Raw genomic sequence first — 2139 nt, forward strand, 5'->3', positions numbered from 1 at the left:
GTGTTTTGTCAATAGGAAGTGCAACAAAATGACAAGAAAAATGCAACACCCCATCTAACCAGTATTATACAAAATATGGAATGTAAAATTGAGGTTTTCCCTGTATTTCCGGTCTGCTTGAAATAAAGTCAAGAGTCTCTTCGCTTTTTCTCTTGACTTTATTTCATATGCCATGCTTTTTAGAAATTACCGAGGGCTGAAGGGAAGAGTGATACAACTTTTGATTCCGCCCCTTGTAATTTACATTGTAGCATGGCATAACGCAGACCTGCTGTGCTGCCTGTTTAAACTTTAAACCTCAGAGCATCAGCTAAAAAGTGATACAACTTAATAAGTCCCAATTCGTTTTCTTCTCACTGTTTCCTCATAAGTGAATTCACCAGTCGGTCACTAGGGCCGTCAAAAACGATTAGATGACTATGGTGGATTATACGGTCTATAATAGCACTGGTTAACTTTTCATCGTAAAAAATACCGTTCCATTTGCTGAATTCCAAATTTGTAGTTATAATCATACTTTTACGCTCGTAACAGTCCGAAATGACCTGGAATAAAAGTTGTGAGCCCTCACGTTCAAAGGGAATAAATCCCCATTCATCACAAATCAAGAGTTCTACTTTCTCTAACTGCTTTAAGAACCGTTTTAGGCTTCCTTCTGCCTTTGCATCCAATAGTTGATTGACAAGGGACGCTGTCCTGAAAAATCGTACATGTCTGCCCTGATTGCAGGCTTCTACACCAATGGCAGTAGCAAGATGCGTTTTACCTAGTCCAACAGGACCGTAGAGAATTAGATTTTCTTTTTTATCAATGAACGAGGCATTTCTCAATGCTTCTATATCAATACTGTTCGGGATTATCATTTTTTCAAAACGATAGTCTCCAAAGGTCTTTATCAAATCAAAACGTGCCTGCTTAAGCATGTGATTCCTACGATTCCGTTCACGAGCTTCTACTTCCATAGCCAATAGCTTCTCAAGAAATTCTTCATGTGTTTTGGCCTCAATATTTTTGTAGTTTTGAACAATCCGTGAACCAAGTTTCAGGCTTCTGCAATGTTTGGCTATTAGTTCATACATATTGGACACCCCCAGCCAGCAGGTTATCATATATGCTATTATCCACAGTGTAAGGCACAACATCAGGAGTCTTAGTGTTGAGTAAAACATCTTGAACTTGTATGTGTGTACAGACCATAGTGTAATATTTTGCCCATATGCTGTCTAAATCTTTTATTCCCCTCTCGATACAGAATCTAAAGGCTTCAATGGCTATATCAAGTTCGCTTTGTTCCAACATCTTCACTAATAGTCGCAAAGCACCTTTTTTCTGTTCATAGTCACATACTGTAAGATAATCCTGAAGAGTTTGCGGCAACTCCCGGAAGAAACCGGTATACTTTAAAGCAGTTGGTCTACGGCTCATTAGCTCAAGATATGGCCCCCACTTCATTGACTCTTTCTCTTCTCCATACAAACGTTTATGTACCTGAACTGTATTGTACTGTTCATCCATAATTGCAACCGAGAAGGCATCTGCTTTTATCATTAATTCTCTCTGGGCATATTGAGGCCCGGAAGAGTATTTTCTGTTGTCAAAGTTCAGTTTGCCATATTTATCCGACTTTAACTTTTCGATGCGGTATATTTCATATTCAGCTTTTGGAATATCCCGCATCGCTTTTTTGTCCTCTTCAAATAAAATATTGATGAATACATTCTTTTTGTAGTGTTCCCTCTGCATATCTTCATCACATTGGATAAGCAATTGACGGTTAAATTCTACAATATCTTTAAACTTCGGTATGGGCACTAGCATATTTCTTCTTGAATATCCAACCTTGTTTTCAACATGACCTTTTTCGTGCCCACTGCTTGGATTACAAAAATTACTTTCAAAGCCGTAATGCATGCGGAATCGTGCAAAAGCTTCAGTAACTTTTCTTTCTCCATTAGCAAATATTTTTTTGACAATTGTTTTATCATTGTCAAACCAGATACATGTCGGTACTTTTCCCATGTGTTCAAAAATCTTTTTCATTCCTTGTAATAGGCATTCTATATTAGCACCTTTGAAAAGCTGTATATACCCTCCATTGCTGTATGGAAACGACATGGTAACATAATACCCTTCATACCT

At 37.9% G+C, this 2139-nt stretch carries 2 protein-coding genes; both read right to left on the reverse strand.

Annotated features, from left to right (window positions below; translation table 11 throughout):
- Positions 1-353 precede the first annotated feature (353 nt).
- The gene (istB, locus tag JCM21531_RS16930; RefSeq protein ID WP_020457905.1) at positions 354-1079 is read right to left on the reverse strand and encodes an IS21-like element ISCth15 family helper ATPase IstB; all 726 of its coding nucleotides are present in this window, start codon (positions 1077-1079) and stop codon (positions 354-356) included.
- A partial coding sequence (istA, locus tag JCM21531_RS16935) for an IS21-like element ISCth15 family transposase (protein ID WP_038291573.1) occupies positions 1072-2139 on the reverse strand: 1068 nt, incomplete at its 5' end. The genes istB and istA, both read right to left, overlap by 8 nt.

This window comes from Acetivibrio straminisolvens JCM 21531 (assembly GCF_000521465.1).
Lineage (GTDB): Bacteria > Bacillota > Clostridia > Acetivibrionales > Acetivibrionaceae > Hungateiclostridium > Hungateiclostridium straminisolvens.

Coding starts and splice junctions, on each gene's coding strand:
- istB (WP_020457905.1), bottom strand. CDS start 1,079: ATGTATGAACTAATAGCCAAACATTGCAGAAGCCTGAAACTTGGTTCA.